Source organism: Alicyclobacillus fructus (assembly GCF_017329605.1).
GTDB lineage: Bacteria > Bacillota > Bacilli > Alicyclobacillales > Alicyclobacillaceae > Alicyclobacillus > Alicyclobacillus fructus.
Genome location: NZ_JAFMTY010000003.1, coordinates 43,933 through 65,681, shown reverse-complemented (window position 1 = coordinate 65,681; position 21,749 = coordinate 43,933). Strand labels below are relative to the sequence as shown.

Annotated in this window: 26 protein-coding genes; 1 reads left to right on the top strand and 25 read right to left on the bottom strand. The window is 62.9% G+C overall.

Translation table 11 applies throughout. The annotated features are described in order from the left end of the window. Positions 1–106: 106 nt before the first annotated feature. The 24 genes from J3481_RS02055 to J3481_RS01940 form a co-directional block, all read right to left on the bottom strand. Entirely contained in the window at positions 107–709 is a 603-nt protein-coding gene (locus tag J3481_RS02055; RefSeq protein ID WP_206830614.1) for a class I SAM-dependent methyltransferase, read from the bottom strand. A 60-nt stretch (positions 710–769) separates the two neighbouring features. After that, positions 770–1,141: a 50S ribosomal protein L7/L12 gene (gene rplL, locus J3481_RS02050; protein WP_206830615.1), complete on the bottom strand. Its 372-nt coding sequence runs from the start codon at positions 1,139–1,141 to the stop codon at positions 770–772. Between the two features lie 78 nt (positions 1,142–1,219). Beyond that, positions 1,220–1,732: a 50S ribosomal protein L10 gene (gene rplJ / locus J3481_RS02045; protein ID WP_206830616.1), complete on the bottom strand. Its 513-nt coding sequence runs from the start codon at positions 1,730–1,732 to the stop codon at positions 1,220–1,222. A gap of 210 nt (positions 1,733–1,942) precedes the next feature. Continuing rightward, positions 1,943–2,644: a 50S ribosomal protein L1 gene (rplA, locus tag J3481_RS02040; protein ID WP_206830617.1), complete on the bottom strand. Its 702-nt coding sequence runs from the start codon at positions 2,642–2,644 to the stop codon at positions 1,943–1,945. 60 nt (positions 2,645–2,704) lie between these two features. Then, complete coding sequence (rplK, locus tag J3481_RS02035) at positions 2,705–3,133, bottom strand: 50S ribosomal protein L11 (RefSeq protein ID WP_206830618.1); 429 nt, start codon at positions 3,131–3,133, stop codon at positions 2,705–2,707. 152 nt (positions 3,134–3,285) lie between these two features. Further along, the gene (gene nusG / locus J3481_RS02030) at positions 3,286–3,831 is read right to left on the bottom strand and encodes a transcription termination/antitermination protein NusG (protein ID WP_206830619.1); all 546 of its coding nucleotides are present in this window, start codon (positions 3,829–3,831) and stop codon (positions 3,286–3,288) included. 36 nt (positions 3,832–3,867) lie between these two features. Next, on the bottom strand, positions 3,868–4,101 hold the full coding sequence (gene secE, locus J3481_RS02025) for a preprotein translocase subunit SecE (protein WP_328702031.1): 234 nt from the start codon (positions 4,099–4,101) through the stop codon (positions 3,868–3,870). Positions 4,102–4,137: 36 nt separating this feature from the next. Continuing rightward, positions 4,138–4,287, bottom strand: coding sequence for a 50S ribosomal protein L33 (gene rpmG, locus J3481_RS02020; RefSeq protein ID WP_008339831.1), 150 nt, complete (start codon positions 4,285–4,287; stop codon positions 4,138–4,140). Between the two features lie 102 nt (positions 4,288–4,389). Further along, the gene (gene sigH / locus J3481_RS02015) at positions 4,390–5,061 is read right to left on the bottom strand and encodes an RNA polymerase sporulation sigma factor SigH (protein ID WP_206830621.1); all 672 of its coding nucleotides are present in this window, start codon (positions 5,059–5,061) and stop codon (positions 4,390–4,392) included. A gap of 115 nt (positions 5,062–5,176) precedes the next feature. Continuing rightward, positions 5,177–5,719, bottom strand: a complete 543-nt coding sequence (locus J3481_RS02010) for a YacP-like NYN domain-containing protein (RefSeq protein WP_206830622.1) — start codon at positions 5,717–5,719, stop codon at positions 5,177–5,179. Further along, on the bottom strand, positions 5,694–6,455 hold the full coding sequence (gene rlmB / locus J3481_RS02005) for a 23S rRNA (guanosine(2251)-2'-O)-methyltransferase RlmB (RefSeq protein WP_206830623.1): 762 nt from the start codon (positions 6,453–6,455) through the stop codon (positions 5,694–5,696). The genes J3481_RS02010 and rlmB overlap by 26 nt, the downstream gene beginning before the upstream one ends. 3 nt (positions 6,456–6,458) lie before the next feature. Beyond that, on the bottom strand, positions 6,459–6,872 hold the full coding sequence (locus J3481_RS02000) for a Mini-ribonuclease 3 (RefSeq protein ID WP_206830624.1): 414 nt from the start codon (positions 6,870–6,872) through the stop codon (positions 6,459–6,461). Continuing rightward, a complete protein-coding gene (gene cysS / locus J3481_RS01995) occupies positions 6,869–8,293 on the bottom strand; it encodes a cysteine--tRNA ligase (RefSeq protein ID WP_206830625.1) in 1,425 nt (474 codons plus the stop codon). Before cysS ends, J3481_RS02000 begins: the two co-directional genes overlap by 4 nt. Before the next feature lie 7 nt (positions 8,294–8,300). Next, complete coding sequence (gltX, locus tag J3481_RS01990) at positions 8,301–9,782, bottom strand: glutamate--tRNA ligase (protein ID WP_206830626.1); 1,482 nt, start codon at positions 9,780–9,782, stop codon at positions 8,301–8,303. Further along, a complete protein-coding gene (ispF, locus tag J3481_RS01985; RefSeq protein WP_206830627.1) occupies positions 9,779–10,273 on the bottom strand; it encodes a 2-C-methyl-D-erythritol 2,4-cyclodiphosphate synthase in 495 nt (164 codons plus the stop codon). Before ispF ends, gltX begins: the two co-directional genes overlap by 4 nt. Continuing rightward, positions 10,251–10,979, bottom strand: coding sequence for an IspD/TarI family cytidylyltransferase (locus tag J3481_RS01980; protein ID WP_206830628.1), 729 nt, complete (start codon positions 10,977–10,979; stop codon positions 10,251–10,253). Before J3481_RS01980 ends, ispF begins: the two co-directional genes overlap by 23 nt. A gap of 112 nt (positions 10,980–11,091) precedes the next feature. Then, positions 11,092–12,186, bottom strand: a complete 1,095-nt coding sequence (locus tag J3481_RS01975; RefSeq protein ID WP_206830629.1) for a PIN/TRAM domain-containing protein — start codon at positions 12,184–12,186, stop codon at positions 11,092–11,094. A gap of 194 nt (positions 12,187–12,380) precedes the next feature. Further along, positions 12,381–13,103 carry a CDP-diacylglycerol--serine O-phosphatidyltransferase gene (gene pssA, locus J3481_RS01970; protein ID WP_206830630.1) on the bottom strand — a complete coding sequence of 241 codons (723 nt, stop codon included), beginning with the start codon at positions 13,101–13,103 and terminating at the stop codon, positions 12,381–12,383. Between the two features lie 21 nt (positions 13,104–13,124). Continuing rightward, complete coding sequence (gene disA, locus J3481_RS01965) at positions 13,125–14,204, bottom strand: DNA integrity scanning diadenylate cyclase DisA (RefSeq protein WP_206830631.1); 1,080 nt, start codon at positions 14,202–14,204, stop codon at positions 13,125–13,127. Between the two features lie 9 nt (positions 14,205–14,213). Next, positions 14,214–15,560, bottom strand: a complete 1,347-nt coding sequence (gene radA, locus J3481_RS01960; protein ID WP_206830632.1) for a DNA repair protein RadA — start codon at positions 15,558–15,560, stop codon at positions 14,214–14,216. Between the two features lie 202 nt (positions 15,561–15,762). Beyond that, a complete protein-coding gene (locus J3481_RS01955; protein WP_206830633.1) occupies positions 15,763–18,201 on the bottom strand; it encodes an ATP-dependent Clp protease ATP-binding subunit in 2,439 nt (812 codons plus the stop codon). Next, positions 18,198–19,277 carry a protein arginine kinase gene (locus J3481_RS01950; RefSeq protein WP_206830634.1) on the bottom strand — a complete coding sequence of 360 codons (1,080 nt, stop codon included), beginning with the start codon at positions 19,275–19,277 and terminating at the stop codon, positions 18,198–18,200. Before J3481_RS01950 ends, J3481_RS01955 begins: the two co-directional genes overlap by 4 nt. A 12-nt stretch (positions 19,278–19,289) precedes the next feature. Beyond that, positions 19,290–19,811, bottom strand: a complete 522-nt coding sequence (locus J3481_RS01945) for a UvrB/UvrC motif-containing protein (protein ID WP_206830635.1) — start codon at positions 19,809–19,811, stop codon at positions 19,290–19,292. A gap of 16 nt (positions 19,812–19,827) precedes the next feature. Then, a complete protein-coding gene (locus J3481_RS01940; RefSeq protein WP_206830636.1) occupies positions 19,828–20,298 on the bottom strand; it encodes a CtsR family transcriptional regulator in 471 nt (156 codons plus the stop codon). A gap of 360 nt (positions 20,299–20,658) precedes the next feature. Between J3481_RS01940 and J3481_RS01935 the strand changes: the two genes are divergently transcribed. After that, complete coding sequence (locus J3481_RS01935) at positions 20,659–21,282, top strand: RNA polymerase sigma factor (RefSeq protein ID WP_206830637.1); 624 nt, start codon at positions 20,659–20,661, stop codon at positions 21,280–21,282. Positions 21,283–21,301: 19 nt separating this feature from the next. On the opposite strand, the gene fabZ is transcribed toward J3481_RS01935, so the two are convergent. Beyond that, positions 21,302–21,748, bottom strand: a complete 447-nt coding sequence (gene fabZ / locus J3481_RS01930; RefSeq protein WP_206830638.1) for a 3-hydroxyacyl-ACP dehydratase FabZ — start codon at positions 21,746–21,748, stop codon at positions 21,302–21,304. Position 21,749 lies beyond the last annotated feature (1 nt).

Sequence of the window (21,749 nt, the reverse complement as noted above, 5' to 3'; positions counted from 1 at the left end):
AAGAGACATCACCCAAGCGAGGGTGGCTTGCCACGTCGCCTGTTGGGCTCGAAGCCGGTGGCCGCATGGACCAGGCCGCCGGCCGCCGGGCCCGCTCCGCCCGCCGTTAAGGGCTCTCGCTCCGGGTGGCCGCCAGGACGAAGTACCCGCTTTTGCGATGGACAACTTCCACGTCCGCAAATAATTCCCGCAGCCGAGCCTCCGTGGACGGCGCCCCGTGCTTCTTCTGAATCACCACCCACAGTTTTCCTCCGACCTTCAGGGACCGCCTCGCTTCTTCGTACAGGCGAAACACGACCGCCTTTCCCGCGCGAATCGGCGGATTCAACAGAACGTGATCGAAATGGCCGTCCAATTCGGCAGGAATGCCGTCACATTCCAACACGACAGGCGTCGGGACGAGATCAGCCGTGTTGCGGCGCGCGAGCTCCACCGCCCGATGGTTCACGTCAATCATCCACCAGCGCACACCAGGGTACACGCGAGCGAGGACGGCCGTGACAGGGCCATATCCACAGCCGAGATCGAGTGCGTTCACCGCGCCCGTAAGGTCGACGGCTTCAATCAGGCGGCGAGTCCCCTCGTCAAGCCCGCCTTTGCTGAACACGCCGCGATCCGTCAACATCTCTACCGTCACGCCCCGCGCTTGAATCCGCACCCAGCGCTCTTCGCTTGGCCCCGAAGGGTTCGCTTGAAAATAGTGCTCCACGCTATCACCTCCAGAAGCCAAAGAGGGCGCCCGATGGGCACCCTCTTCGCGCTGCGCAATTTACTTGATCTCGACCGAAGCGCCAGCCTCTTCGAGCTTCGCCTTGATGCTCTCGGCCTCTTCCTTCGAGACCTTCTCCTTGATCGGCTTCGGCGCGTTGTCCACGAGATCCTTCGCTTCCTTCAGGCCCAGGCCCGTGATTTCGCGCACGACCTTGATGACGTTGATCTTCGACGCGCCCGCCGACGCGAGGATGACGTCGAACTCGGTCTGCTCGGCCTGAGCCGCCTCGCCAGCGCCCGGAGCCGCACCCGCGAACGCGACCGGCGCCGCCGCCGTCACGCCAAACTCCTCTTCAATCGCCTTGACAAGCTCGTTCAGCTCGAGCACCGTCATGTTTTTCACAGCTTCCAAGATCTCAGCCGTGGTCATTCCTAAGCCCTCCTCATTCGATTCTGGTTCACACGTTCAAAGCCTCTGCGAGCGCCCCGAAGGGTCTCGCGCCACCCTTCACTCGGCAGTTGCAGCCGCCTCTCCGCCCTGCTTTTCGGCCACCTGAGACAACACGTACGCCAGGTTGCGCATCGGAGCCTGCAGGACGCTGAGCAACATCGACAGCAGACCTTCGCGCGACGGCAGCTTCGCGAGCGCCTCAACTTCCTTGGCGTCGACGACCCTGCCCTCCACGTATCCGCCTTTGAGCTCAAGCGCCTTGTGTTCACGCGAGAACTCGTGGAGAATTTTCGCCGGCGCGACGGGATCGTCATAGCTGAATGCGATGGCCGTCGGCCCCGTCAAAAACGCCTCCAAGCCCTCGATCTCGGCCTGCTGGGCCGCACGCGTCGTCAGCGTGTTTTTGACGACGGAGTACTCGATCCCGGCTTGGCGCAGGCGCGCGCGCAGCTCGGTGTCTTCCGCCACCGTGAGGCCGCGGTAATCCGCCAGCACGATGCTCTTGCTGCGGCGCATCCGCTCGGCGACGGATTGCACGATCTGCTCTTTCTCGGCACGGCGAATCGCCAAACCGCCCACCTCCCCGCAAAATGTCACTTATACACAGCGAAAGGCGCCTCGACGACGCGAGGCGCCCACCAAATTCGACATGCGCAAGCACATCGGTGCGGGAAACGCCTCGGCAGGCAACTTTCACTGCCCGGAGGGCAGACCTGCTGTCTACGGCCTTTCGCTATGGATGTTATATCATACGGCCACGAAAATGGCCAACGCTCGACCTCACTCGCCCACAGCCGCGCGCTGCGGATTGACGCGGATGCCGGGGCCCATGGTGGACGACACCGTCACGCCCCGCACATACGTGCCCTTGGCGGCAGCCGGCTTCGCCTTGACAAGCGCGCTCATCAAAGTCCGGAAGTTCTCAACGAGCTGCTCCTTCTCAAACGAGGCCTTGCCGATGGGGCAGTGAATGATGCCCGCCTTGTCAAGCCGATACTCAACCTTACCCGACTTGATTTCGTTCACGGCGCGCGCGACATCGAACGTCACCGTGCCCGTCTTCGGGTTGGGCATCAGACCGCGCGGGCCGAGGATGCGCCCGAGTCGTCCGACCGCGGGCATCATGTCCGGCGTGGCCACGGCGACGTCAAAGTCGAGCCATCCCTGTGAGATCTTCTGAATCAGATCATCGTCGCCGACGAAGTCCGCTCCGGCTTCCTGGGCCTCTCGCGCCTTCTCGCCTTTCGCAAACACGAGCACACGCGGCGTCTTACCTGTGCCGTGAGGAAGGACGACCGCGCCGCGGACCTGCTGATCCTGCTTCTTCGGATCCACGCCGAGCCGGACCGCGACCTCCACCGTCTCATCGAACTTCGCGGTGGCGGTCTTCTTCACGAGCTCCATCGCCTCGTCGACGTCGTACAATTTATTGCGATCCACAAGCTTGTGAAGCTCCTGGAGACGCTTGCTGACCTTTGCCATTTCAACTCACCTCCGCGTGGTAATCGGTTGTTCAAACCTCCCACGGGCTCCCGCTTGCCGTCAGTCGACAACCGTGATGCCCATGCTGCGGGCCGTACCTTCGACCATCCGCATGGCGGCCTCGATCGACGCAGCATTCAAGTCCTGCATCTTCTGCTCGGCGATCTCGCGCACTTGCGCTCGCGTCACCTTGCCCACCTTGACGCGGTTCGGCTCCGCCGAGCCCGTCTCGACACCAGCCGCCTTCTTGAGCAACACGGAAGCCGGCGGGGTCTTCAATTCAAACGTGTACGAGCGATCTTCATACACGTAGATGACGACCGGAATGATCAAACCAACCTGATCGGCCGTGCGGGCGTTGAACTCCTTACAGAAGCCCATGATGTTGCCCACTTGGGCTTGGCCGAGCGCAGGACCTACCGGCGGCGCAGGCGTTGCCTTCCCGGCTGGAATCTGGAGCTTCACAACCTTGACAACCTTCTTCGGCAACACAGCCACCTCCTTCGTTCAAGATGTGGTGTTCGGGGTTTGCCCTCCCACAGGAAAACCATCTATCGAGTCCGGCAGAGCCGGACTACAGAAAGCCGGCGACGACGTGTCGGCCAGCTCACTGCCTGACATTCACAAGGCGCCCGCATCCGTCAAGGCAAGTGCTCCACCTGGGTAAAGTCAGCCTCGAGCGGCGTCTCCCGCCCAAACATGGAGACGAGAACCTTGAGTTTCTGTTGCTCCGGATGAACCTCTTCGACCGTCCCCACCATGTCGGCGAACGGCCCACTCGTCAAACGCACCACATCTCCGACTTTGAACTGCGCCACGGGCTTGGCCTCATTCACACCCATGGAGCTCAAGATCTGCTCGACCTCGTGAGGCATGAGCGGCACAGGCTTCGACCCGGCCCCGTGGGAACCCACAAAACCGGTCACTCCCGGCGTGTTGCGCACGACGTACCAGGAATCGTCGGTCATGATCATCTCCACAAGGACGTAACCCGGATAGGTCTTGCGCTGCACCACGCGCTTTTTGCCGTTCTTGACCTCGACCGCCTCTTCAGTGGGCACGACGATGCGGAAAATGCGATCTTCCATGCCCATGGTCTGCACGCGGCTTTCGAGGTTGCTTTTGACCTTGTTTTCGTAGCCGGAGTATGTGTGAATCACATACCACTGCTTCTCAAGATTCTCCATTGCGCAGGGCGAGCAGCCCGCCACCCCCATGACGCGTTAGTCTACGCCGATGGCCGACATCGCCGCGGAAACCCCAATGTCAAACGCCCAGATGAGCACACCCAGGATAGCACACACCAACAGGCAGGCCGCCGTGTACACAACCACCTCACGGCGCTTCGGCCAACGAACGCGCTTCAGCTCCCGGAACGACTCCTTGAAGAAAGCGACGATGCCCGTCCGCTTCGTATGCTGATTCAGTTCCACGAGGGTATCGTTCGGTTTAGCCACGTTCGATGCTCCTTTGTGAGCCATGAGCGGCGCGCCTCAACGGGTCTCGCGGTGCGTCGTGTGCGAGTTGCAGGTGGGGCAGTACTTCTTCAGTTCAAGGCGATCCGGATCATTCTTCTTGTTCTTCGTCGTGGTATAGTTCCTCTGTTTGCACTCCGTGCAAGCGAGGGTGATGATCTCGCGCATTGTGGCACCTCCCCGTATCAGCCGACCATGAAACCGAAGTCTCGGTCATGGACACAGAAACAGAAGAACCCCCGAAGCGGGGCTCATACCTGCACAACATTATCATATCACGTTGCGCACCGTCAAGTATTTCTCCAGCTTCCGTTTGACCCGCTGAAGCGCGTTATCGATGGACTTGACATGCCGAGCGAGATCGACCGCGATTTCCTGATACGAGCGGCCGTCGAGATACAACATGAGAACCTGGCGCTCCAGGTCGCTCAACAGTTCGGACATCTTACCCTCAATATCGTCAAACTCTTCCTGGTTTATAATCAGTTCTTCTGGATCCGCGACGCGCACCGTGCAGATCACGTCGAGCAACGTGCGGTCCGAATCCTCATCGTAAATGGGCTTGTCCAGCGAAACGTAGGAATTGAGCGGAATATGCTTTTGTCTCGTGGCTGTTTTGATAGCGGTGATAATCTGACGCGTGATGCACAGTTCGGCAAACGCCTTGAAGGAGGAGAGCTTGTCTCCGCGAAAGTCGCGGATGGACTTGTACAGCCCAATCATGCCTTCCTGCACGATGTCTTCCCGATCGGCCCCGATGAGAAAGTACGATCGCGCCTTGGCTCGAACGAAATTCTTGTATTTGTGAATCAAGAAGTCGAGCGCGTCGGTGTCGCCTCGATGAACAGCCTCGACCAGCTCTTCGTCTGTCATGTTCTCGTAAGGCGCCGTGTCATACGGAGGGGCCGCGTCGGCGTCTCTTGGTGTCGGCTGCGTCGACAAACTCTATCACCCCGAGCCTCGTGAATGACGCCATTATACCTGATGCCATTTGGAAGGATCAATTGCGTTCAGACGACAAAATAGGCGTCGCGACGCCATTTGCGCCATGTCGAGCCTATCGCCTTCGCCAACGTTCGAGCTGATTCGCCAAATCGCCCGTCAGCGCATCGCGCAGCGTGTGCCGCTCACCCGTGGAATGCCGATGGGTCTCGCGATCGATGTCCTCCCGCATCTTCTCGAGCCGAATCAGCAACTCGTTCGCCGAAATGCGCAGCGCGCCTCCGCCCAGCGCCACCTGCTGCTCCGCCGCATCGGACGTCGCGACCGTGATCTCCCGGTATTCATCCCGCAAATCGTACACCAGCCGCTCGATCCGCGCGTCGGCCGTCTCCCCGGATTCCGTGAAGACGATGCGAATGCCCGCGTGCTCCTCTTCACGTCCCGGCCCGGGCCTGCGATGCGCATCATACACGACGATCACGTCCTCGCCGTACATCGCGCGGTACTGGCTCAAGAGATCTTCGATTTCGCGGCGGGCGTCCTCCAAATCCTCGATCTGCGCCAGGCTGGTGCCGGCCCGCCTGGCGATGACGTTGTACCCATCGACGATGACGAGGCGCGTCAAACGCCTCTTACGCCCGCTGGCGGACCGCTTCATACAAGAGAACCCCCGCCGCAACCGAGGCGTTCAGGCTTTGCACTCGGCCCAGAATCGGGATGGACACCAGGAAGTCGCACCGTTCGCGCACCAGACGGCGCATGCCTTGCCCCTCAGAACCGATGACCAGAGCCGTGGCGCCCCGATAGTCGATCTCCGTGTACGTCGCTCTCGCCTGAACATCCGCCCCCACAATCCAATAACCCGCATGCTTCAGCCGCTCAAGCGCCTGCGCAACATTCGCGACGCGGGCCACCGGCAGGCTCTCCAGCGCCCCCGCGGCTGCCTTGGCCACGACATCGGTGATCTGGGCCTGTCTGCGCTTGCCGATGACCACTCCCTGTGCGCCCGCCGCCTCCGCCGTGCGCAAAATGGCCCCAAAGTTGTGCGGATCGGCGATCTCGTCCAGCACCACCACGAGCGGGGCGACACCCGCATCGCGCCCGATCACGTCCTCGAGGTCCGCGTAGGCGTAGGGCGCCACCTGCGCAATCACGCCCTGGTGCGCACCCGCCATCTCATCGAGGCGGTTGCGCGGCACGAACTGCACGACAATGCCGCGCGATCTCGCCTTCGCCACGATGGCCTCCATGCCCGAAGCGCCTTCCGCCACCCACACCTTGTTCACGGATCGCCCGCTTTCAAGCGCCGCCAAGACGGCATGCCGGCCCTTGACGAGATCGACCGATTCTTGCGCGCGCGCCAATCGGCGCCCTGCGCCATCCTTCATGGACATGTCTCACGGCTCCCTTGTCGATTCGTATTGTGCGTCGAGCGCCGCCAGCGCGTGGGCCGCGAGTTCGTCGAGCCGCTCGCGCTCGCCCGTCGCGTACAAATAGCCAATCAGCGCCTCAAAGCCGGTCGCGAGCCGGTACACGACCACATCCACGTTTCGGCGCGTGTGCGACGTCTTCTGATTGCGCCCCCGCCGGATCACGTCCCGCTCCGCCTCGGTCAGGACGGGCTCAAGCAGGCGCAGCGCGTCGGCCTGGGCGACGGCGGATACGTACCGCGTGGCCCGCCGCTGCAGATCGTGCGGGCGGTGAATGCCAAGGTTCAGGCAGTGGTTGCGCGCATAGATCTCCCACACCGCATCGCCCAGAAAGGCGAGCGCGAGCGGGGAGACCTCGTCGACGCGCCAGTTCACCTTCATGATTCGTAGCTCCAGCGCGTGCCGTACGGCGTGTCCTCGAGCACAATGCCGCGGTGCCGAAGCTCGTCGCGGATCTCGTCCGCGCGGGCAAAATCGCGCCGCTTCCGAGCCTCCGCGCGCTCTTGGATGAGCCGCTCGATCTCGTCCTCGAGGCGCTCCTCTTCCTTCTTGGGAATGCCAAGCACGCCGAGCAGCTCGACGAACACATCGCGGTAGAGCCGGAGATCCCCGAGCGTCGCGCCGCCTTCCTCCAGGCGGCTGTTGACCTGGCGCACGCCGTCGAAGATGGCCGCCATGCCGTCGGCGGTGTTGAAGTCGTCGTCCATCGCCTCGATGAAGGCGTTGCGGATCTGATCCCCGTCCGCGCGCCCGCGCTCAGACGGGTTCTCATCGGCGCGATCGAGCGCTCCTCGCATGGCCTCCAGGGCCGCCGCCCGGTGCTCCAGGTCCCGGATCAAGCGGTCGATGCGCGAGAGCGCCTGCTCCGCCTGATCGAGGGCTTCCTCGGTGTAGTTGAGCGGATTCCGGTAGTGCGCGGACAGGAGGAAGAACCGCACCGCGCGCGGATCCCGCCGTTCGAGCAGATCGCGGGCCATGATGAAGTTGCCGGTCGACTTCGACATCTTCTCGCCGTTGATGTTCAACGTGCCGTTGTGCAGCCAGTACCGGGCGAACGTCTTGCCCGAGTGGGCCTCGCTCTGGGCGATCTCGTTTTCGTGATGCGGAAAGATGAGATCGCGCCCGCCCGCGTGGATGTCGATCTGTTCGCCGAGGTACAGGTAGTTCATCACGGAGCACTCGATGTGCCATCCCGGGCGCCCTGGCCCCCACGGGCTCGGCCACCACTCCTCGCCGGGCTTCGCCGCCTTCCACAGGGCAAAGTCCGTCGGATCGTCCTTTTCGTCCTGGACCTCAATCCGGTAACCCGCGCGCATGTCCTCCGGCGACTGATGAGACAGCTTGCCGTACTCCGGGAAGGACGACGTGTCGAAATAGACGCTGCCGTTGCGCTCGTAGGCGTGGCCGCGATCGATCAGGCGCTGGATGAAGCGGATGATCTCGTCGATGCACTCCGTGACCCTCGGATGCACCGTCGCGGGCCGGATGAACAGCTTGCCCGCGTCCTCGAAGTAATGGCGAATGTTCTCCTCGGCGAGCTCGCGGGGGCTCACGCCCATCTCCTGCGCCCGCTGGATGATGCGATCGTCGACGTCGGTAAAGTTCTGGACGAAACGCACCTCGTAACCTCGGTACTCGAGATAGCGGCGAATGGTGTCAAACACCACGAACATGCGGGCGTTCCCGAGATGGAAGAAGTGATAGACCGTCGGGCCGCACGCGTAAAAACGCACCTTGCCGGGTTCGAGCGTCTGAAGCGGTTCTTTTTTGCCCGTCAGACTGTTGTACAGCACAATCGCCACGCGATCCTCACCTCCCCTGATGGTCGCGCGCCTCCGAAAGCGCGAGCGCGCGCCGCATGCGTTCCATCGCGATCTCCCTTGGCAGAAGCGCCATCGATTTCTGCAAATCCGGCCCGTGCAATTGACCGGTCAAGGCCGCGCGGATGGGCATGAACAGATCCTTCCCCTTGACGCCGAGGGCGCGTCCCACTGCCTGCGTGCGCGCGCGATTGGCCGCTTCGTCCCAGACGGGATCCTGTTCACAAGCGGAGAGATACGCCTCAATCACGCGGTGCGCTCCCTCGGTCTCGAGCAAGGCGCGCGCTTCTTCATCGTACGCCACTTCGGGCTCAAGCCACACCGACGCGGCGCTGAAGAAATCGCGCGCACAGGTCAGGCCGTCCTGAACCAGGCTCACGGCCCGTTCGAGCCAACTGTCGTCCGCGTAGGGAGGAAGCCGGTAGCCGAGCACGCCGGCCTGCTCGCGGATGAGCCGAACCGCCTCGTGCGGCGCAAGCGCCTTGAAGTACTGGTTCGCCATCCACTGAAACTTGGCGAGATCGAACACGGCGCCGGCGCGCCCGACGCGGTCGAGATCGAACCGCTCGCACAACGCTTCGAGGCTGAAGATCTCCTCTTCGCCTCCGGGAGACCAGCCGAGGAGCGCCAAAAAGTTGACAATGGCCTGCGGCACGTAGCCCCGCTCGCGATAGGCCGACACCGGCAGGACGTTCGGATCGCGCTTCGACAGCTTCTTGCGCGACTCATCGAGCACGATGGGCAAGTGGGCGAATTGCGGCGGCTGCCAACCGAACGCTTCGTACACGAGCAATTGCCGCGGCGTGTTGGACAGGTGCTCTTCGCCGCGGATCACGTGCGTGATGGCCATCAGGTGGTCGTCGATGGCCACCTGAAAGTTGTACGTCGGCATGCCGTCCCGCTTGATGATCACGAAGTCTCGCAGGTCGTCGCGCTCGAAGGCGATCTCGCCCCGGATGATATCCCGGACCACGATGGGCGGGCCGGATGGCGCGCGAAACCGGATGGCATGCGGCTCGCCAGCCCGGATGCGCCGCAACGCCTCGTCCGCGGCGAGCGACGCGCAACCGCCGCTGCAGCCCATCGCGCCCGCCGGCCCTTCCCCGCCCTCCTCTTCGGACGGCGTCTCTTTCGCATCGCTTTGAGGGCAGAAGCACGCGTACGCCCTGCCTGCCGCGAGCAGTTGGTCGGCATGGCTCCGGTAGATGGCCACGCGCTCGCTGCAGCGGTAGGGCCCGTACGGCCCACCGATGTCAAATCCCTCGTCCCACGTCAGGCCGAGCCAATGAAAGGCGTCGACAAACGCCTGTTCCGCGCCAGGGACATTGCGATCCGCGTCCGTATCCTCCAGCCGCAGGATGAACTTGCCCCCGGTGTGCCGCGCGTACAGGAAGTTGAACAGAGCCGTGCGCACGCCGCCGATGTGGAGATGGCCCGTCGGACTCGGCGCGAACCGCACCCGCACCGTCATGCCATGGCCCCCCTTTCCGCGAGGGGAACCACGAGAGCCACCGCCTGCGCAGCAATGCCCTCGCCCCGCCCGATGAAGCCCATCTTCTCATTGGTCGTCGCTTTGATGGACACGTCCCGCTCGCCGACTCCGAGGGCCTCGGCGAGGCGCGCCCTCATCGCCGGCACGTGCGGCAACAGCTTGGGCCGTTCCGCGATGACCATCACGTCCACGTTGCCCACCCGGTACCCCTCGCGCCGGATCATCGCGACCACCTCGCGCATCAGCGCCAGGCTGTCCGCCCCTTCGAACCGCGGATCGTCCGGTGGGAAGTGTTGGCCGATGTCGCCGAGCCCGAGGCTGCCGAGCAGGGCATCCATGATGGCGTGTGCGATCACGTCCGCGTCCGAGTGGCCGAGGAGCCCAAACGGCGCGTCGAGCGTCACGCCGCCCAGGACGAGCCTTCTCCCCTCCGCAATCCGATGCACGTCATACCCGAGTCCGATCCGCATGTTCAGGCCTCCCCCAGCGTTCGCCCGCCAACCAGCGGGCGTAGTCGAGATCCGCGGGCGTCGTAATCTTGCCGTTGTAGGCCGTCGATGCCACGGCCATCACCCGAATGCCCGCCGCCTCCATCGCCCCGCTGTCGTCCGTCGGCGCCTCCTCCGCGGCATAGCGACGCTCCAGGTAGACCGTCCGAGCGAGGTCCGCACGGATGGCCTGGGGCGTCTCCGCGAGGAACAGCTTGTCCCTCGGAACCGTCTCTCGCACCCAACCGCCCTCCACGCGCTTCACCGTGTCGCGGCAGGGCGATCCGAGCACCGCGCCGCCCGCCTCGAGCGCGGCTTCGAACACGCGCCGCACGTCTTCCGCCGACACAAACGGGCGAGCCGCGTCGTGAATGGCAAAAGCGGATCGCCGCAAATCGTGGGCCCGATGCGCCACGAGGTCGAGCGCCAGCTTCACGCCCGACACCACCGACGCGTGGCGCGTCTCTCCGCCCTCTGCAAAGCGGATGTCGCGCCCGGCAGCCCGCGCTTCGTCCCGCATCCGGCTCACATCGCCCGAAGACGCAACCACCACGATCTCGTCCGCACCGCCCGCCAGCATGGCTTCGGCCGAGCGAAGCCACATGGGCCGTCCGGCGAGATCGAGAAACTGCTTCTTGAAACCCATGCGGCGGCCTTCACCGGCCGCCACCACGATGGCCACCCACATCCGCGTTCCCCTTCCCCCACTCCCGAGAGCATGGAAAAGCCGAGGACGCCCGCGGCGCCCTCGCCTCCCGACTTCTCTCCTGACCCGGCGCGCGAACCAACGCGCCCGCGCGTCAGAGAGCCTTTTCCAACAGCTTCGGTTTTGCAAAAATCATCCGCCCTGCGGACGTCTGCAACACGCTCGTCACAAGGACCGTGATCTTGCCGCCGATGTATTCGCGGCCGCCCTCGATGACGATCATCGTGCCGTCGTCGAGATAGGCAACGCCTTGGTTGTGTTCCTTGCCGTCCTTGATGACGTGGACCTGAAGTTCCTCGCCCGGCAGGACGACCGGCTTGAGTGCGTTGGCCAAATCGTTGATGTTGAGCACGGGCACGCCCTGCAGCTCGCAGATCTTGTTCAGGTTGAAGTCATTGGTGACGACCTTGCCGCGCATCTGTTTCGCGAGCCGGACGAGTTTTGCGTCGACCTCCTGAATGTCGTCGAAATCGGTCTCGACGATTTGAACCTGGACCTTCGACTCCTTCTGAATGCGGTTCAGGATGTCCAGCCCACGGCGCCCGCGATTTCGCTTCAGCGCGTCGGACGAGTCGGCGATGTGCTGAAGCTCGGCCAGGACAAACGACGGGATCACGAGCGTGCCGTCCAGAAATCCGGTCTCGACGAGATCCGCGATGCGCCCGTCGATGATGACCGACGTGTCCAGCAACTTCGCATCGCCAGGCCTGAGGGCCTGCTTTTTGTCCTTGCCGCCCTCAGCCCGATCGCGATCGCGCGAGAGACGGCCCGCCAACAGGTTCCACAACTCCTCGCGTTTGGTGAACCCGATGCGCAGGCCGAGGTACGCGAAAAAGACCGCCACAAAAAACTCCACCGCGACGCCGACCAGTGGAATTGCGCGAATTTCGGGCGAGAACAAATATGCGACCAAAAGCCCAATGACCATGCCCACGGTGCCGCCCACGATGTCGGCAAGAGGCGCGCTCTTCAGCCGCTCCTCAAGCCATCGAAGCAGGGCGGACACGTAGCCCGCAAGCGAGACCGTCGCCACCAAAAACAGCGCGCCGCCCACGGCGGCACCGAACCAATTGGTCGTCACGAACGAGCGATGAAGATGAAACACATCGAGGAATAAGTCCGGACAAAGCTGATAACCTAACAATACACCGACGACCACGAAGAACAGGTGCACGACTTTCTTCATCATCCGACGTCACCTCCTGTGCCTAGTATGCACGTCCTCCATTCCATCTTAATCGACGAACATCCAAAAGACCTGGAATTTTGCGCGGACGCAGCGAGTTGAACGCTTTTGCAAAAAATTGGAGAGCTGTGTTCAGTGTAACACGTTTCAAAGAGCGCGTAAAGGGATTCCAGCGGCTGGGTACGCCCAGCACGGCGCTACTTCTTGGTCCCGTGCGCCACGTCGCCTCCGTGCTTTCGGCCAAGGATGGCAGATCGAATGGCGTGCGCCACGCCGTAGGCCGCGTAGAGTCCCAGGACGGCAAAGATGAGCACGTCCGTGCCGACAATCTGAAAGCGCAACAGGCACGCGATGAGCATGGCGAGCAACGGAACCAAAATCAGCATGGAGCGCGGATACGACAGGCGCTTGAAGTTGGGATACGGAACCGAACTCACCATCAGCAGAGACACGAGCACGGTGGCCGCGGACAGGACGAAGGCGGCCGGCTCGAACGCCGATTTGGTGAGGGCGAGCGTCGCTTCGACGCCCCCCGCCGCCGTAATAGGCAGGCCAATGAAGGTGTCGGCGGGACCGCGCTGCGTGTGAAACCGCGCCAGACGAAGCGCGCCGCAGAGCGGAAACAGAATGGCGACGAGATCGCCCAGGATGCCAAGATGCCTCAGTTCCACGTGGTACATGATCATCGCGGGCGCGACGCCGAACGTCACAAGGTCCGACAAGGAGTCCAGAATGCGCCCGAACTCGCTCTCCACGCGCAGCCAGCGCGCCACGCGCCCGTCCAGTCCGTCGATGATCATGCCCAAGACGACGATGAGCGCACTGACACCGACGCGCCCTGACTCCAGCGCCAGGATGGAAGCGAGGCCAGCGACGAGATTCAGGGCCGTCAGCGCGTTGGGAATCCATCGAATGAACAAACCTCACGCCTCCCGGGCGGGTCAAATCTGACGGTCGATCAGCACCTGTTCTTGAATCCGTCCGAGTCCGTTCTGGATCATGCGGGCGCGGACCGGACCGACGCCTTCGACTTTGTCGAGATCGGCCATCGATGCTTTGAGAATGTTGGACAGTACCCCGAAATGCTCCACGAGGTTTTCGATCACGGGCTGCGGCAACCGGCTGATCTTGTTCAGGATCCGATATCCTCGCGACGGGACGCTCTCCTCGAGCTGATTGACGCTCGGCGGATACCCGAGAATGCGGGCCAGAAGCGCGCCGTCGAGCAACTCTTCGGAGGAAAGATTATGGATCTGAGACATGATCTGATGCGGCGTATGCGGGCACTCGGGGTGGACGAAATCTTTGATGAGCAGATACGCCTGCTCGTCGACGTCCGACACGAGTTCCTCCAACTGCATGCTGACCAACCGCCCCTCGTTGCCGAGCTCAATGATGTAGCGCCGGATTTCGTTCGTGACCCGCAACACCGTCTCAAACCGCTGCAGGACGCGCGTCACATCTTCCAGCGTCACGGCCTCCTCAAATTCCAGCGCGCTCAGGTCGGTGAGCTCCTGTTCCAAGACGGTCTTGTACTTCTCGAGCGTCTGCAGGGCTTGGTTGGCCTTGGCCAAGATCACGCTGATGTCGCGCAGCACGTATTTCAAATTGCCTTGGTATAGCGTGATCACGTTCCGACGCTGCGAGATGCAAATGACGAGTTGCCCGCTCTGACGGGCCACGCGCTCCGCGGTCCGGTGGCGCGTGCCTGTTTCAGACGTGGGGATGGTGTGGTCCGGGTTGAGCGTCGTATTGGCGTAATGGACCTTTTTCGCGTCCTCGCTGATGATGATGGCCCCGTCCATTTTGGCGAGTTCGTACAGATGGGACGGCGTCAAATCGCACTGAATGGCGAAACCGCCGTCCATCATCGACAGCACCGTCTCCGTCGCGCCGACGACGATGAGCCCGCCCGTCTTGGCCCGGAGGATGTTTTCGATGCCCTCGCGAAGGACGGTTCCCGGCGCAACCATGCGCAAGATCTTGTTGATGGCAGCTTCCCGCTTGGCGTCGTCTTTCACAGTGTCACCTCAAAAGGCTTGATCAATCGCGTCCTGCACCGATCGAACCTGGACAATCTCCATCCCCGGCACGGCCTCCGGCACAGGTTGCGCCGCCGGCACGACGCAACGATGGAAGCCGAGCTTGCGCGCCTCGCGAATGCGCTCGCTGAGCCGCGTGACCGCGCGCACCTCGGCCGTGAGTCCGACTTCCCCGATGTACACGCCCTGACGGAGCGGGCGATCCCGGTGACTCGCCACGAGCGCCAAGGCGATGCCGAGATCGGCAGCGGGCTCTTCCACCCGCACGCCGCCCGCGATGTTCACATAGGCATCGCACGAACCAAGTTGCAGGCCGAGCCGCCGCTCCAGCACGGCGAGCAACATGTTCATGCGCTGCAGATCCGCGCCGGTGGTCATGCGGCGGGGCGTGCCGAAGGACGTGGCCGCCACGAGCGCCTGAACTTCGAGCAGGAGCGGGCGCCTTCCCTCCATGGCGCAAACCACCGCTGACCCCGGCGCAATGTCGCGCCGCTCGGAGAGAAACAGTTCGGATGGATTGGCGATCTCGCGCAACCCGTCGTCTCTCATCTCGAACACGGCCAGCTCGTTCGTCGAGCCAAACCGATTTTTGACGGCGCGCAGCACTCTATACATATGATGGCGATCGCCCTCGAAGTATAAGACCGCGTCGACCATGTGTTCGAGCATGCGCGGGCCGGCGATGGCTCCGTCTTTCGTCACATGCCCCACGATGAACGTGGCCATCCCTTCCGCTTTGGCCACGCGCAGAAGCAGACCCGTGCACTCCCGGACCTGCGCCACGCTGCCAGGCGCAGAAGCGAGCCCCGGCCGAAACACCGTCTGGATCGAGTCGACAATCAGGAACTGAGGTTTCAGATCCACGGCCGCTTCCAGCGCGGCGTCGAGATCCGTCTCCGCCAGCACGTAAAGTTCGCTGTGGACCGTTCCCAGACGCTCGGCGCGCAGGCGAATCTGAGTCGCGCTCTCCTCACCGGAGATGTAGAGAACGCGGTGCCCGCCCTTCGCAATGGCATGCGACACCTGGAGCAAGAGCGTGGATTTGCCGATGCCAGGGTCTCCGCCGATGAGGACGAGCGATCCCGGCACCACCCCGCCTCCAAGCACGAAGTCGCACTCCGAGAGACCTGTGCTCAGGCGATTCTCCCCCTGCGCTGGGATGGAGGCAATGGGCTTGGGCACCACCCGCCCCTTGGAGGGCGCGAACCGACCGCTTGGCGCGACCTCTTCCTCGACCAGAGTGTTCCACTCGCCACAGGCCGGGCAGCGCCCCATCCACTTGACCTCCGTGTGACCGCACATCTGGCACACGTAGTGCGTTTTCACCTTCGGCAATCCGTCTCGCCGCCTTCCGAGTCCTCATCAACATGATACAGAACTCTTCGCGTACGTCCATGCTGGACGCGAAATTTGTACCGACATTTGTCCAAGCGCGGAATGGGCCTCTTGTCGGGCATGCCCAGATGCATGACGGGCGGCAGGGTGCGACATCTACCCGATCCCAATAAGAAAGGGGCCCGAAGGCCCCTCCCGGCGGTCACGCGCCTGCGCCGACCGGCTGTTCGTTCACCTTTTCGATCCTCAGCTTGTCGCCGTCCACACCCAGCAGGACGCGATCGCCCTTCTTGATCTCTCCCGCGATGAGCGCGGACGACAGCAGATCTTCCACGTTCCGCACGATGGCCCGCTGCAGCGGCCGAGCGCCGTACTGCGGATCGAACCCAACCTTCGCGAGGAACTTCTTCGCCTCGTCAGTGAGCTCGAATTCGATCTCCTGCTCCTTCAGGCGGTGCTTCAAGTTGTCCACCATCTTGTCCACGATCCGCTCGATATGCGTCTCGTCCAGCGGATGGAACACGATGATCTCGTCGATGCGGTTGAGGAATTCCGGCCGGAAGGTGCGCTTCAATTCGTCCATCACTTTGTCCTTCATGCCGAGGTATTTGTCCTCTTCCCGCTTGAAACCGAGCGCACCGCCCTTGCGCAATTCTTCCGCGCCCACGTTGGACGTCATGATGATCACCGTGTTGCGGAAATCGACCGTGCGCCCCTTGCCGTCCGTGAGCCGGCCGTCATCGAGCACCTGCAGCAGAATGTTGAACACTTCTGGATGCGCCTTTTCGATCTCGTCGAGCAACACGACCGAATACGGTTTGCGGCGCACCTTCTCCGTCAACTGACCGCCTTCCTCGTACCCGACGTATCCCGGCGGCGATCCGACAAGCCGCGACGTGGAGTGTCGCTCCATGTACTCCGACATGTCGATCCGGATGAGCGCATCCTCGTCTCCAAACAGCGCCTCCGCCAGGGCTCGGGCGAGCTCGGTCTTGCCGACGCCCGTCGGGCCAAGGAAGATGAACGAGCCAATCGGCCGCTTCGGATCTTTCAGCCCCGCGCGGGCGCGACGGATGGCCTTGGCCACGGCCTCCACGGCCTCGTCCTGCCCGATGACGCGCTCGTGCAGGATTTTCTCCAGATTCAGCAACCGCTCCGACTCATCCTGCTGCAGCTGCTGCACCGGAATCCCCGTCCACGACGAGACAATGTGCGCGATGTCTTCCGCCGTCACGCGGACGTCGTCGAGCTGCTGCGTCTTCTGCCACGTCTCCTTCAGCCGTTCCAACTCTTCCTTGATCTTCTGCTCCTCGTCGCGCAGGCTTGCCGCCAACTCGAACTCTTGGCTCTGCACGGCGGCATCCTTTTCGCTGCGCACCTTCTCCAGCTTCTGCTCCAGTTCCTTCAGGTTCGGCGGCGCCGTGTGGGTGCGCAGGCGGACGCGCGAAGCGGCTTCATCGATCAGGTCGATGGCCTTATCGGGCAGGAACCGATCCGAGATGTACCGATCCGACAGCTTGACCGCCGCCTCCAGCGCCTCGTCCGTGATCTTCACGCGATGATGCGCTTCATAGCGATCTCGCAGTCCCCTGAGGATCTCCAGCGCCTCTTCCGGGGACGGTTCGTCGACCATGATGGGCTGGAAGCGCCGTTCGAGCGCGGGATCCTTCTCGATGTGCTTCCGGTATTCATCGAGCGTGGTGGCGCCGATGCACTGCAGTTCGCCGCGCGCGAGCGCCGGTTTGAGGATGTTCGAAGCGTCGATGGCGCCCTCCGCGCCGCCGGCCCCGATGAGCGTGTGCAGCTCGTCGATAAACAGGATGACGTTGCCGGCCTGCCGGATCTCGTCCATGATCTTCTTCAGCCGATCCTCGAATTCACCGCGATACTTCGTACCCGCCACCACGGTGCCCATGTCGAGCACCATCACGCGCTTGTTGCGCAGCGTCTCCGGAATGTCACCGGCCACAATGCGCTGCGCCAACCCTTCAGCGATGGCCGTCTTGCCCACGCCGGGTTCGCCGATGAGCACCGGATTGTTCTTCGTGCGCCGCGACAGCACCTGGATGACGCGCTCAATTTCCTTCTGCCGCCCGATGACGGGATCGAGCTTCCCGTCGCGCGCCATCTGCGTCAAGTCGCGCGCAAGGCTGTCGAGGGTCGGCGTGCCAACCGACGCGTCCTTGTCCCCGGCGATGTCCATCGCGTCGCCGCCGAGCAACTGCAGCACCTGCTGACGCGCCTTGTTCAGGTTCACATTCATATTGGCGAGCACGCGCGCCGCGACACCTTCGCCCTCGCGAATCAGGCCGAGGAGCAGGTGCTCCGTGCCGACGTACGAGTGACCGAGTTTGCGGGCCTCATCGATGGACAACTCGATGACCTTCTTCGCGCGCGGCGTGTACGTCATCGCCGTCACCGGCGTCTGGCCTCGCCCCACCATCCGCTCAATCTCCTGCTGCACCTTGTCGGCCTGCACCCCGAGCATCTGCAGGGCCTTCGCCGCGATCCCCTCGCCTTCGCGAATCAGGCCAAGCAGAATGTGCTCGGTCCCGACGCCCGGGTGATTCAGGCGGGAAGCCTCTTCCTGAGCCAGCGCCAACACCTTCTGCGCCCTCTCCGTAAACCGTGCATACATCACCCATGCACCTCCGTGTCATTCATTCTCAGCCGATCCCGGATCAGCTGCGCGCGCCGCACGTCGCGCTCGTTCGGGCTCAGCTCGCGATTGTAGAATTTTTGCAGACAGGCCGGTTGGGTCAACACCATGAGTTCCTTGAGAATACCGGCCGATACGCCTTGGATGATGCCGAGATCGATCCCGAGGCGCACGTCCGACAGCCGCTCCAAAGTCTCCCGGGAGTCCATCTTGCGGGCGTACGCCAGGATACCAAACGAGCGGCTGACGCGATCCTCGAGCTGGATCCGGTTGCGCTCCATCAGGAGCTTGCGCGCGTTTCGCTCCTGTTCCATGATCTGCTGGACCACACTCATGAGATTGGCGATGATCTCTTCCTCGCTCTCGCCGAGCGTGATCTGGTTCGACACCTGATACAGGTTCCCGAACGACTCAGAACCCTCGCCGTAAATGCCGCGCACCGCGAGTCCGACCTGGGAGACGGCCGTGAGGAGCCGTTGAATGCCGCCTGTGAGCGCGAGACCTGGCAGGTGCATCATCACGGACGCGCGGATGCCGGTGCCGACGTTCGTGGGACAGGCCGTCAGGTAGCCGTATTGATCGTGATAGGCGTACGTCAGCGTCTGCTCGAGCGCGTCGTCCACCTGGCTCGCGACGTTCCACGCCTCCTGCAGGCGAAGCCCCGGAAGGATGCACTGGATGCGCAGGTGGTCTTCCTCGTTTACCATGATGCTCACGACCTCGTCGTCGCGAAGCACGATGGCGCCGTGCTTCTCCTGCTGGGCGAGATCGGGACTGATCAGATGCTTTTCGACGAACATTTGGCGATCCAGCGGCGAGAGATCCCGACAGCGGATGAACTCGAACTTGCCGAGGCGCTTCATGGCGTCGTTTTGCGCCGCCTGCCGCACGAGCTCCATGACCTCGTTGGCGTGCGCGTCGGTCGCCAGCGTGGGAAACGGAAAGCCTTTCAGATTGCGGGCGAGCCGAACGCGGCTCGTGAGCACGATATCGTCCTCGGGCCCTGTTTCTCTCATCCATTTGCTGACGGTTCGCTTCACAAAATCTGCGAGGGACATGTGAACACCTCCTCACTGCGCGCCTTGTTCCAGTTTGCGGATTTCGTCGCGCAGTTGCGCCGCGCGTTCGAACTGCTCTTGCGCCACGGCCTGCTGTAGTTCCCGCCGGAGTTGCTCCAACCTGCGCGCCAATTGTTGCCGCTCGCCGGCCGAGCCCGGGACCTTTCCCGTGTGGCGCAGCCCGTTTTGAATTCGCCGCAACAGAGGCTCAAGCCGCGCGGAAAACGCGTCGTAACAGTCGGGACATCCAAACCTTCCGATTTGGGTGAACTGGTTGTACGTCATCCCGCACGTCCCGCAGCGCTGCTGAGCCTGGGTCGTGACGGGCGTGAATCCCGATGAGGATTCCATATTCAACAGCCCGCTCAACAATTTGTTGAAATCGAACGGACTGCCCATGAGAAACGGATTCGGGAACACGTCGCCCTGCTCTTTGGCGCACACCTCACACAGGTGATACGCCGTTTGAACGCCGTTGATGATCTTCGTCACATGGACCGTCGCCGGCCTCTCATGGCACCGCTCGCAAAGCATCGGCCCCACCTCGCTTTCAAGGTTTTCGATGCGCCGCCAGCGCCTGAAGCGCGCTCGCCAACAACTTCGCCCGCAACCGATCCCGGTACGGAAGGTCCAGCGCCAGCACATCCCGCCGCAACATGGCGGAGATGAGCGCCGCCTCCCGGTCCGTCAACCACCCGTCCCGGTGCAGTCGTTCGATCAGCGCTTCGCTGGCAGACTGGCTGACCTCGTCTCCGAGGGATCGGAGGACGTCCCACAGAAGATGATCCTTGTCCAACTTGACCCGCCGGATGCGGATGTAGCCGCCGCCTCCGCGCTTTGACTCCACGATGTAGCCGTGGTCCGTCGTGAAGCGCGTGCTGATGACGTAGTTGATCTGCGACGGCACGCAGTGAAACTGTTCCGCGAGCTCGTTGCGCTGAATCTCGATCACGTCCAGCCCGCTTTCTTCCATGAGTCGCTTCAGGTAAGCCTCGATGATGTCCGAGATGTTGCTCGCCATGTTGACAACCCCTAACGCAGCACCGTCCTCTGGTTTCGATTTGACCTTGTGTTTTGACTTTGACTTTTCTTGACCTTATTATACACCTGCCCGCGGGAAATGCAAGAGGGGTTTGGTTCTAGTGTGTGCAAAAATCCAGTCCGATCTGCGCATCTCCTCTGGCAAATCTCCGCCGCGCTGCCGATGCGCGCACCCACCCCTGCGCACCGTGGACGCGCGCAACCTCATGCGCGCCACGCCCGCCAAGTCGAGCGCGAAGTCTCACGCACACTCGGAACGGGACAGCTTCCGCCGCAGGCCCTAATCTTCCCCTCGCATGCAAATTTCGCGGGCCGGCCCGCCCAAGCGAGGGAACTTCCGATGATTCCACTGTCCACGCTGCACGATTTGGTCGATCGCGCCAGGACAGGCGACGAGACCTGCCTCCGCATGCTGTTCGACATGTTCAGGCCGCTCCTGCGCCGAGTCGCCTCCCGCTACGCGCGCGTGGCCGGGTACGATGAAGCGTATCAGGAGGCGTGCGCCGCGTTCCTCCTGGCCATCGCCACACACAACCCCGATGTTGCGCCATTCCCGGCCTATGCGGCGCGCCGAGTTCACGGGGACACGCGCAGCGCGATGCGAAGGCTTTGGCAGTTGCGGGATCGCACCGCATTTCAAAGGGAGGTGGAAGAAGGAGAGGCGGACGTGAACGAAGCGTGGGATGAGGCACGTTCGAACGGCCGCCATCCCGCCGAGCGCGCGCAGGACGCATTCCGCGGCGTGGATGGTCGGCTCACTCTCCTGCGCCTCGCGCGCGAAGCGAAGTTGTCACCTCGAGAGGGCGCCTGGCTTCAGCTTGAACTCGCCGGTTTGGAGACGGACGAGATCGCGCAATACCTTGGGGTCAGCGCGGCCACCATTCGAACGTGGCGCATGCGAGCCCTGCGCAAGATGCGCCAGCAGGCGATGGACGCGGGGCTTTCTCCCGAAGATCTGGGCTAAAAAGCGGGCGAGGCCGGAATCAGGCCTCGCCGTCCGCAATGGCGAAGAGGATGGTGGCTTCCGCGACCAGCTTGCCGTCCACGTGGGCCTTTCCCATACCGCGGCCCATGCGACCTTTCATCCGGTCGATCACGACTTCCATGTCCAGCCGATCGCCCGGCCTGACCTCGCCGCGAAAGCGGGCGCCATCGACGCCGGCGAGCAGCGGGCGCTTCCCGCGATAGGCCGGATCGGACAGAATGGCCACCCCGCCGAGTTGCGCCATCGCTTCCACAATGAGAACGCCCGGCATGATGGGATAGTTGGGGAAATGGCCTTGCAAATGAGGCTCGTTGATGGTCACGAGTTTGTAGCCCACCGCGCGGTTCCCGTCGATTTCCGTGACGCGATCGACGAGGAGAATGGGATATCGGTGCGGAAGGATCTGTTGAATTTCATCGATGCCAAGGGGCGGTTTCCAATCCATG

Coding starts and splice junctions, on each gene's coding strand:
- rplL (WP_206830615.1), bottom strand. CDS start 1,141: ATGACCACGGCTGAGATCTTGGAAGCTGTGAAAAACATGACGGTGCTC.
- rplA (WP_206830617.1), bottom strand. CDS start 2,644: ATGGCAAAGGTCAGCAAGCGTCTCCAGGAGCTTCACAAGCTTGTGGAT.
- nusG (WP_206830619.1), bottom strand. CDS start 3,831: ATGGAGAATCTTGAGAAGCAGTGGTATGTGATTCACACATACTCCGGC.
- rpmG (WP_008339831.1), bottom strand. CDS start 4,287: ATGCGCGAGATCATCACCCTCGCTTGCACGGAGTGCAAACAGAGGAAC.
- J3481_RS02010 (WP_206830622.1), bottom strand. CDS start 5,719: ATGAAGCGGTCCGCCAGCGGGCGTAAGAGGCGTTTGACGCGCCTCGTC.
- rlmB (WP_206830623.1), bottom strand. CDS start 6,455: ATGTCCATGAAGGATGGCGCAGGGCGCCGATTGGCGCGCGCGCAAGAA.
- J3481_RS02000 (WP_206830624.1), bottom strand. CDS start 6,872: ATGAAGGTGAACTGGCGCGTCGACGAGGTCTCCCCGCTCGCGCTCGCC.
- gltX (WP_206830626.1), bottom strand. CDS start 9,782: ATGACGGTGCGGGTGCGGTTCGCGCCGAGTCCGACGGGCCATCTCCAC.
- ispF (WP_206830627.1), bottom strand. CDS start 10,273: ATGCGGATCGGACTCGGGTATGACGTGCATCGGATTGCGGAGGGGAGA.
- J3481_RS01980 (WP_206830628.1), bottom strand. CDS start 10,979: ATGTGGGTGGCCATCGTGGTGGCGGCCGGTGAAGGCCGCCGCATGGGT.
- J3481_RS01975 (WP_206830629.1), bottom strand. CDS start 12,186: ATGATGAAGAAAGTCGTGCACCTGTTCTTCGTGGTCGTCGGTGTATTG.
- J3481_RS01950 (WP_206830634.1), bottom strand. CDS start 19,277: ATGTCCCTCGCAGATTTTGTGAAGCGAACCGTCAGCAAATGGATGAGA.
- J3481_RS01945 (WP_206830635.1), bottom strand. CDS start 19,811: ATGCTTTGCGAGCGGTGCCATGAGAGGCCGGCGACGGTCCATGTGACG.
- J3481_RS01940 (WP_206830636.1), bottom strand. CDS start 20,298: ATGGCGAGCAACATCTCGGACATCATCGAGGCTTACCTGAAGCGACTC.
- J3481_RS01935 (WP_206830637.1), top strand. CDS start 20,659: ATGATTCCACTGTCCACGCTGCACGATTTGGTCGATCGCGCCAGGACA.
- fabZ (WP_206830638.1), bottom strand. CDS start 21,748: ATGGATTGGAAACCGCCCCTTGGCATCGATGAAATTCAACAGATCCTT.